The sequence below is a fragment of the Streptococcus oralis SK304 genome, from assembly GCF_000287715.1.
GTDB lineage: Bacteria > Bacillota > Bacilli > Lactobacillales > Streptococcaceae > Streptococcus > Streptococcus oralis_Y.
In genome coordinates this window covers 399,495-406,364 of record NZ_ALJN01000006.1, presented here as the reverse complement: position 1 = coordinate 406,364, position 6,870 = coordinate 399,495, and the positions used below count along the sequence as shown (strand labels likewise).

The following is a 6,870-nucleotide window of genomic DNA, read 5'->3' as shown; positions in this document are numbered from 1 at the left end:
TATCCGCGACTTTGGGTGGAGCAGCTCATGAGTACACCATCAAAGAAGTTGGCGAAACGTTAAACAACATTTCACTTGCAGGCAAGTGGTATGGAGTCGGTTACGCAGGAAGCATGAAAGATGGCTTCACGATCACCAATAAGGAAAAGACTCCATGGGCTCCAATGGAAATTCCAACCCGATCTATCACCGTCACAAAAGAGTGGCAAGATTCAGATGGCAACAAGATCGACGCGCCTGTAGATAGTGTCAAAGTAGAACTCTATAAAGACGGCGTAGCCACAGGTCAGGTACAAGAGTTGAAGTCAGCCAATAACTGGACAGCCACCTTTGAGCAATTACCAGTATCCGCGACTTTGGGTGGAGCAGCTCATGAGTACACCATCAAAGAAGTTGGCGAAACGTTAAACAACATTTCACTTGCAGGCAAGTGGTATGGCGTCCGTTATGAGGGAAGCATGAAAGAAGGCTTTACGATCACCAACCAAGAAAAGACTCCAACAAAACCTTCTACACCAAATAATCCAGAATCGAATAAACCAGAGGTACCAAATACAAGTAATAACAAGACATTACCTAATACAGGAGATGGAAGCAACGTATCCCAATATGTATGGATAATGTTAACCTCAGGAGTATTACTGATGCTAATAGGATATAGACGTAAAAATCAAGGATAGTAGAAATAAGGAATAACTTCACTACTGTAAAGGATAGTGCTTAGAAGTCATGGGCAACTGTAGTGGGGAACATATAACTAAGTACGAGAGAGAATCAGATTGGTTCTCTCTTTTTGATATTCAAAGCAATGAGAATTCTAGTTTTAAAGTTGTCAAAGTTCTTCAAGTTTTGTGTCAGGTTATGGATGAAACTTAACGTTAAGGCTCTTATTATCGGCAGGCTTCTTCAGGCAATTTGAATATTAAGATTTACCTACTTTAGAAATGATAGAGCTTGCTAATTTCAGAAAATTTTCCCACTTTTTCATAAAGTGTGGTAGAATAGAAGAACTAAAATGACAAGGGGATTTATATGGAACAAACATTCTTTATCATTAAGCCAGATGGTGTGAAGAGAGGTCTAGTTGGCGAGGTTTTGAAAAGAATTGAGCGACGTGGTTTCAAACTCGAAAAATTAGAGTTACGTTCAACAGTTTCAGAAGATTTGATTGACCAACACTATCGCGACTTAGTTGGAAAAAGTTTTTATCCTCCTATCCGCCAATTTATGACCTCAGGTCCAATAATTGTGGGAATCATTTCAGGTCCCAAGGTAATTGAAAGCTGGCGTGACATGATGGGAGCTACTCGTCCAGAAGAGGCTCTTTCGGGGACAATCCGGGGAGATTTTGCTAAGGCGGCAGGAGAAAATCAAGCCATTCAAAACGTCGTACATGGATCAGATTCAGAAGAGTCAGCTAAACGAGAAATCGCCCTCTGGTTTAAGGATTAGATTAGAAGAGAACAGTTCTGTGAATGACGGAACTGTTTTTTGTACCGTTCAGCGTCCTAATGTGACATTTCGGAAGTCATTTATCATTTTCTAATCCTGTCAGAGTATAATTTCTTATACGGAGGAAGAAAAGGAAATGATGAAATCAATTCGTGTTTTATTATTATTAGCTGTCGCTCAAATTTTATTTGGAAGTTGTTTATTGTGGAAGGAATCATTTTTATCCTTAAGAGAAGGAAATGTCTATTTTTTAATTCTCATAGTGGGAGTTTCTGGCTTTTGTGCTGGGATTAATTACTTCCATACCTTGGGTCAGAAAAGTCATAGTATTTTGCATTCTGCAGAGAAAGTAAAGCTTATCCATAATCTTCTTTTAATCATCAATCTTTTAGCCAGCTGTTTCATTTTATCAGAAAGTATCCAAGTTGGTACTGAGCTTCAGCAGGATCTAGTTGACCTCTTTTTGCCTTCATTCTTTTTCTTGCTGGGAGTAGATCTATGGATTTTCTTACCTTTTGATAAATATATTCGGGATATGGACAACCATCTCAACAAGAAGAGAACGGTTGTGATTTCCGTTTTAGGCACGATTATTTTCTTGAGAAATCCCGTAACGATCTCCTCCATTCTCCTTTATATCGGTCTCGGTTTTTTATGTGCGCGTTTCCTCTTTCCAAAATCCGTGCAAAGGGAAATTTCATTTTACGGACATGTGATTCGCGATGTTTTATTTGTTATTTGTATTTTTACCTTTTTCTGAGAAAGGCAAGGAGAACTATAAATTTAGCATAGTAAGTCTATAAAGAAAATTCACACAAAAGAAAACTTTTTGGTATAATAGTAACATGTACACAAAAAATGAAGAAGAGCTTCGAGCTCTCGGAGAAAGATTAGGTCATTTGCTTCAAAAAGACGATGTTCTGATCTTGACGGGAGAGTTGGGTGCGGGTAAAACAACCTTTACAAAAGGCCTTGCCAAGGGTTTGGATATCCGTCAGATGATTAAAAGTCCAACTTATACTATCGTGAGAGAGTATGAAGGGCGTCTGCCACTTTACCACTTGGATGTCTACCGTATCGAAGGAGACGCTGATTCTATTGACTTGGATGAGTTTCTCTTTGGTGGCGGTGTGACTGTTATTGAGTGGGGGCATCTTTTGGGTGAGGATTTACCAGATTCCTATTTGGAATTGGAAATTTTGAAAGAAGCAGAGGGTCGTTGTCTTCATTTTACGGCTCATGGCCCTCGGGCTGAACAACTCATCAAGGAGCTTCATGATGGAGTATGAGTTGTGCATTCGTGAGGCAGAGACTTCAGATGCTACAGCTTTGATTGCATTTTTAGATTGTGTCGGTCAAGAGACAGACCTCACTAGCCTAGATGAAAATGGTATCATGATGACAGCGTCTGAAATGGCTCTTTTTATCGAAAAACAAGCTGCATCGGAGAATCAAATTACTCTTCTCGCCTTACTGAATGATGAGATTGCAGGTATCTTAAATATCACAGCGGATCAACATTTAAGAGTTCGGCATATTGGAGATGTTTTTCTAGCAGTTCGCAAGAAATTTTGGAACCAAGGCTTGGCGACTATACTTCTAGAAGAAGGCATCGAGTGGGCTAAAGCCAGTGGTGTCTTGCGCCGTTTGCAACTTAGTGTACAAAAACGAAATGAGGCTGCTATCCACCTCTATTCAAAAATGGGATTTATCATAGAAGGCTTGCAAGAAAGAGGAGCCTATTTAGCAGAAGGGATATTTTTAGATGTTTGTCTGATGGGCAAATTGATAGATGAATAACAAGATGATTAAAAAATTAATTGGAATGGTTCTAGGTTTCCTAGCAGTAACAGTTTTAGGTGTAGCGGTTTATGGCTATACCATCTACCAACAGGGAACAGAAACCCTAAGTAAAAAGACTTACAAAAAAATCGGGGAAGAAACCAACGTTATCGAAGCGACGGAGCCACTGACTATCCTCTTGATGGGGGTAGATACGGGAAATTCGGAACGTACAGATCCGTGGGCAGGGAATAGTGATTCTATGATACTCCTGACGGTTAATCCCAAAACAAAGAAAACCACTATGATGAGTTTGGAACGGGATATTTTGACTAAGATCGAGAATGAAAATGGCCAAGTTCAGGAAGCCAAACTTAATGCGGCCTATGCCAATGGTGGTGCAGAGCTTGCAATTTCTACTATTCAAAAGATGATGAATATCCACATTGACCGCTATGTAATGGTTAACATGCAGGGACTTCAACAATTGGTGGATGCAGTTGGTGGGATCACCGTCAACAATACACTTGGTTTTCCAATTTCTATCACTGACCAAGAAGAGTTTAATAAGATTTCCATTGGTGTTGGGGAACAAAACTTGAATGGTGAGGAAGCCTTGGTGTATTCACGGATGCGTTACCAAGACCCTGAAGGAGACTACGGCCGTCAAAAGCGTCAACGTGAAGTCATTCAAAAAATCGTTGAGAAGGTTTTGAGCCTAAACAGTGTGAGCCATTATCAAGGTATCCTCAAAGCTTTGAGTGATAACATGCAGACCAATGTGGACTTATCAGCTAAGAGCATTCCACAATTGCTCGGCTATCAAGATTCTTTCAAAAATATTGAGACCCATCAATTACGTGGAGAAGATGCTGAGCTGCAAGGAATCTCCTATCAGATTGTCACTTCAGAACATATGCTCGAAATGCAAAATCTCTTGCGTAGTTCACTAGGTAAAGAGCCAGTGACAGAATTGGAAACCAATGCTGTTCTGTACGAAACAGCCTTTGGCCGGACAGCGCCTTCAGCCAGTACTAGTGTTTCAAACGAAGAGGTAGAATAAAACAAAGAATCAAATCGTGGGAAATCTCCTGCGATTTTTTCAAAAAAATTCGAATAGATAAGTAGGAGGAAACATGAAAGCAGAAATTATTGCTGTCGGAACAGAAATTTTAACAGGGCAGATCGTCAATACCAATGCTCAGTTTTTATCAGAGAAGTTAGCCGAAATCGGGGTAGATGTTTATTTTCAAACAGCTGTCGGAGACAATGAAGCTCGTCTTTTGTCCTTGCTTGAGATTGCGAGTCAACGTAGTAATCTTGTGATTTTGACAGGGGGCTTGGGACCAACCAAGGATGATTTGACCAAACAAACTCTGGCTAAATTTTTGGGAAAAAATCTAGAGTTTAATCCTCAAGCGCAGGAAAAACTAGATATCTTTTTTGCCCAAAGGCCAGACTATGCTCGGACACCGAATAATGAGCGCCAAGCCCAAATTGTAGAAGGGGCAACTCCACTGCCAAATGAGACAGGTTTAGCAGTAGGAGGAGTGTCGGAAGTGAATGGCGTGACCTACGTAGTCCTTCCAGGACCGCCAAGTGAGTTGAAACCCATGGTCTTAAATCAACTTTTACCCAAGCTGATGACTGGCACCAAACTGTATTCCCGAGTGCTTCGTTTCTTTGGGATTGGGGAGAGTCAGTTGGTGACCATTTTGGCGGATTTGATTGACCATCAAACAGATCCGACTTTGGCGCCTTATGCCAAGACGGGAGAAGTGACCTTGCGCTTGTCCACAAAAGCAGTCAGTCAAGAAAAGGCTGATCGAGTGCTAGATATCCTAGAAAATCAAATCTTGGATCGTCAGACTTTTGAGGGAATTTCTCTGCGAGACATCTGTTATGGATATGGGGAAGAAACCAGCCTAGCAAGTGTCGTTGTAGAAGAGCTAAAGAAGAGACAGAAAAGCATTACTGCGGCAGAAAGCTTGACGGCAGGTCTCTTTCAGGCTACTTTAGCAGACTTTTCAGGTGTTTCAGCTATCTTTAATGGCGGTTTTGTCACTTACAGCCTAGAAGAAAAGTCCAAGATGTTGGATATTTCCGAGCAAGAGCTGAAAGAGTACGGAGTCGTTTCTGAGTTTACGGCTCGAAAAATGGCAGAGCAGGCACGACTCAAGACTCAGTCTGACTACGGAGTCAGTTTGACGGGTGTGGCAGGGCCAGATAGCTTAGAGGGGCATCCAGCTGGGACAGTTTTTATCGGCTTGGCGCATGCAAAAGGGACCGAGGTGATCAAGGCTAATATTGCCGGACGGAGCCGTGCAGATGTTCGTCACATCGCGGTTATGCATGCCTTTAACCTAGTTCGCAAGACTTTATTAAGTGACTAACTTTTGATATAATAGTAGATAGGTCTAAGGACCAGTAGAATATAGGAGAATAGAATGGCGAAAAAACCAAAAAAATTAGATGAAATTTCAAAAAAGTTTGGAGCGGATCGTGAAAAAGCCTTGAACGATGCTCTTAAATTGATTGAGAAAGACTTTGGTAAAGGCTCAATCATGCGTTTGGGCGAGCGTGCGGAGCAAAAAGTGCAAGTCATGAGTTCAGGGTCCTTGGCTCTGGACATTGCTCTTGGTTCAGGTGGTTATCCTAAGGGACGCATCATCGAAATCTATGGACCAGAGTCTTCTGGTAAGACAACGGTTGCCCTTCACGCTGTCGCGCAAGCACAGAAAGAAGGTGGTATTGCAGCCTTTATCGATGCGGAACATGCTCTTGACCCAGCCTATGCTGCAGCCCTTGGTGTGAACATTGACGAATTGCTCTTGTCACAACCAGACTCAGGAGAGCAAGGTCTTGAAATTGCTGGAAAATTGATTGACTCAGGTGCAGTTGACCTTGTCGTTATCGACTCAGTTGCGGCCCTTGTACCTCGTGCAGAAATTGATGGGGATATTGGAGATAGCCACGTTGGTTTGCAGGCTCGTATGATGAGCCAGGCCATGCGTAAACTTGGTGCTTCTATCAATAAAACCAAAACAATTGCCATCTTTATCAACCAGTTGCGTGAAAAAGTTGGGGTTATGTTTGGAAATCCAGAAACAACACCTGGTGGACGTGCTCTGAAATTCTATGCTTCAGTCCGTTTGGATGTTCGTGGAAGCACACAAATCAAAGGAACTGGTGACCAAAAAGATACCAATGTTGGTAAGGAAACCAAGATCAAGGTCGTGAAAAATAAGGTAGCTCCACCGTTTAAGGAAGCCTTCGTTGAAATTATGTACGGAGAAGGGATTTCTAAGACTGGTGAGCTCTTGAAGATTGCAAGTGATCTCGATATCATCCAAAAAGCAGGAGCATGGTACTCTTACAAGGGTGAAAAAATCGGGCAAGGATCGGAGAATGCTAAGAAATACTTGGCGGATCACCCAGAGATTTTTGATGAGATCGACCATCAGGTTCGTGTTCAATACGGTTTGATTGAAGATGAAGAAGGAACCACTTCTACTTCTGTCGCTGAAGATTTGGCACCTAACCAAGAAGTGACGCTTGACCTAGGCGATGGACTTGAAATCGAAATTGAAGATTAAAGATAAAACTAGGGAAAGCTTTCAAAATCATAAAAACGCA

Annotated in this window: 8 protein-coding genes; all 8 read left to right on the top strand. The window is 41.7% G+C overall.

What is annotated here, in order from left to right; all coding sequences use genetic code 11:
* Positions 1–680, top strand: a 680-nt coding sequence (locus HMPREF1125_RS05150) for a Cna B-type domain-containing protein (RefSeq protein WP_000309411.1), incomplete at its 5' end; no start/stop codon positions are given.
* 352 nt (positions 681–1,032) lie between these two features.
* The gene (gene ndk / locus HMPREF1125_RS05145; protein ID WP_000438307.1) at positions 1,033–1,452 is read left to right on the top strand and encodes a nucleoside-diphosphate kinase; all 420 of its coding nucleotides are present in this window, start codon (positions 1,033–1,035) and stop codon (positions 1,450–1,452) included.
* 136 nt (positions 1,453–1,588) lie between these two features.
* Positions 1,589–2,212, top strand: coding sequence for a hypothetical protein (locus HMPREF1125_RS05140; protein WP_000978030.1), 624 nt, complete (start codon positions 1,589–1,591; stop codon positions 2,210–2,212).
* Between the two features lie 85 nt (positions 2,213–2,297).
* A complete protein-coding gene (gene tsaE, locus HMPREF1125_RS05135) occupies positions 2,298–2,741 on the top strand; it encodes a tRNA (adenosine(37)-N6)-threonylcarbamoyltransferase complex ATPase subunit type 1 TsaE (protein WP_000288252.1) in 444 nt (147 codons plus the stop codon).
* On the top strand, positions 2,731–3,252 hold the full coding sequence (locus tag HMPREF1125_RS05130) for a GNAT family N-acetyltransferase (RefSeq protein WP_000455522.1): 522 nt from the start codon (positions 2,731–2,733) through the stop codon (positions 3,250–3,252). Before tsaE ends, HMPREF1125_RS05130 begins: the two co-directional genes overlap by 11 nt.
* A gap of 4 nt (positions 3,253–3,256) precedes the next feature.
* Positions 3,257–4,297 carry a biofilm formation/cell division transcriptional regulator BrpA gene (gene brpA, locus HMPREF1125_RS05125; RefSeq protein ID WP_000592172.1) on the top strand — a complete coding sequence of 347 codons (1,041 nt, stop codon included), beginning with the start codon at positions 3,257–3,259 and terminating at the stop codon, positions 4,295–4,297.
* 73 nt (positions 4,298–4,370) lie between these two features.
* A complete protein-coding gene (locus tag HMPREF1125_RS05120; protein WP_000642680.1) occupies positions 4,371–5,627 on the top strand; it encodes a competence/damage-inducible protein A in 1,257 nt (418 codons plus the stop codon).
* 54 nt (positions 5,628–5,681) lie between these two features.
* Positions 5,682–6,830, top strand: a complete 1,149-nt coding sequence (gene recA / locus HMPREF1125_RS05115) for a recombinase RecA (RefSeq protein WP_001085447.1) — start codon at positions 5,682–5,684, stop codon at positions 6,828–6,830.
* Positions 6,831–6,870: the final 40 nt, after the last annotated feature.